At 33.7% G+C, this 1,734-nt stretch carries 1 protein-coding gene; it reads left to right on the plus strand.

Annotated elements, in window-relative coordinates; all coding sequences use genetic code 11:
• The coding region (locus ACE1AQ_RS08030; protein WP_374808195.1) for a class I SAM-dependent DNA methyltransferase at positions 1-1,606 on the plus strand (1,606 nt) is incomplete at its 5' end.
• Between the last annotated feature and the right edge of the window lie 128 nt (positions 1,607-1,734).

The following is a 1,734-nucleotide window of genomic DNA, read 5'->3' on the forward strand; positions in this document are numbered from 1 at the left end:
TAGCAAGATGAGAGTCATGTTATTAGAAGCTTGTGCTTTTGATTGGGGAAAAATTTCCCCTGCTATTTTTGGCTCTATGTTTCAAGCGGTAATGAATCCAAAAGAGCGACGCAATTTAGGGGCGCATTATACCTCCGAGAAAAATATTCAAAAGGTGATTAAACCGTTATTTTTAGATGATTTACACAGAGAATTTGAGAAGATTAAAGGCAATCGCAATAAATTACTAGAATTTCAGAAAAAGATTGCTAATTTATATTTTCTTGATCCTGCCTGTGGTTGCGGCAACTTTTTAATTATTACCTATCGGGAGTTACGCGATTTAGAGATTTTGGTATTACAGGAGTTAGATAAAACGGGGCAGTTAGTAACAGATATTAGTACCATTATTCAGGTAGATGTCAATCAGTTTGCAGGTATTGAATACGATGAGTTTGCGGTGAGAGTAGCAGAAGTGGCGATGTGGTTAATTGATCATCAGATGAATATTAAAGTTAGTAATACTTTTGGTCAGTATTTTGTGCGTTTACCATTAAAGAAAGCGGCAAAGATTGTTCATGGGAATGCCTTGCGGATTGATTGGGAGGAAGTTATATCAAAAGAGAAGCTCAATTTTATTTTAGGAAATCCTCCTTTTGTTGGTGCGATGATTATGAACGAACAGCAAAGGAATGATATGGCTTATGTTTTCGACGGTGAGAAAGGAATAGGCGTTTTAGATTATGTGTGTGCATGGTATATCAAGGCTGCTCAAATAATTCAGGGCAATAGAATCAGGGTTGCTTTTGTTTCCACAAATTCTATATCTCAAGGTGAGCAAGTTGCCTTACTTTGGAATATTCTTTTTCAGAAATATCAGTTAAAAATTCATTTTGCCCATCGTACTTTTAAATGGATTAATGAAGCAAAAGGAAATGCGGCAGTTCATTGTATAATTATTGGTTTTGCAAGTTTTAATATAACAAATAAGATTCTATTTGATTATGAAGATATTCAAGGTGAATCATTAGTTATTCAGTCTAATAATATTAATCCCTATTTAGTTGATGGAAGTGACATCATTATTTCTAATCGAAGTTTTCCTTTATCTAATGTTCCATTAATGCGTTTTGGTAGTATGCCAAGAGATGGTGGTAATTTTATTTTTACAGAACTGGAAAAAGAAGAATTTTTAAAATTAGAGCCGAAGGCAGAAAAATGGATTAAACCTTATACAGGAGCGCAAGAATTTATTAATGGTTATAGTCGCTATTGTCTATGGTTAGTTGATATTTCTCCCAGGGAATTAAAGACATTACCAGAAGTCATCAAAAGAGTAGATAGGGTTAAAAATTTTAGATTAAAAAGTAAAGCCGCTTCTACTCGTAAATTTGCGGCGACACCTACTCTATTCTGTCAAATAGCACAACCCGACACGAATTATTTACTTGTTCCCCGTGTCTCATCTGAAAGAAGAAAATATATTCCGATAGGTTTTATGAATAAAAATGTGATTGGTAATGATCAAGTTTTATTAATTCCTAATGCCAATCTATATTTATTTGGTATCTTAACTTCAGAAATGCACATGGCATGGGTTAAATATGTGTGTGGCCAGAAGTGTTGAACGTGGAAAAAAGTGGTACAAAATTTGATATTATAGATAAGAAAACAAAGTAAATGTACACCAATAAATGTGAATAAGCCATGCTAACAATTTTCCCAAAACTAATGAAAGAGCTTCTCAAGCCACTC

This window comes from Microcystis sp. BLCC-F209 (assembly GCF_041928595.1).
Lineage (GTDB): Bacteria > Cyanobacteriota > Cyanobacteriia > Cyanobacteriales > Microcystaceae > Microcystis.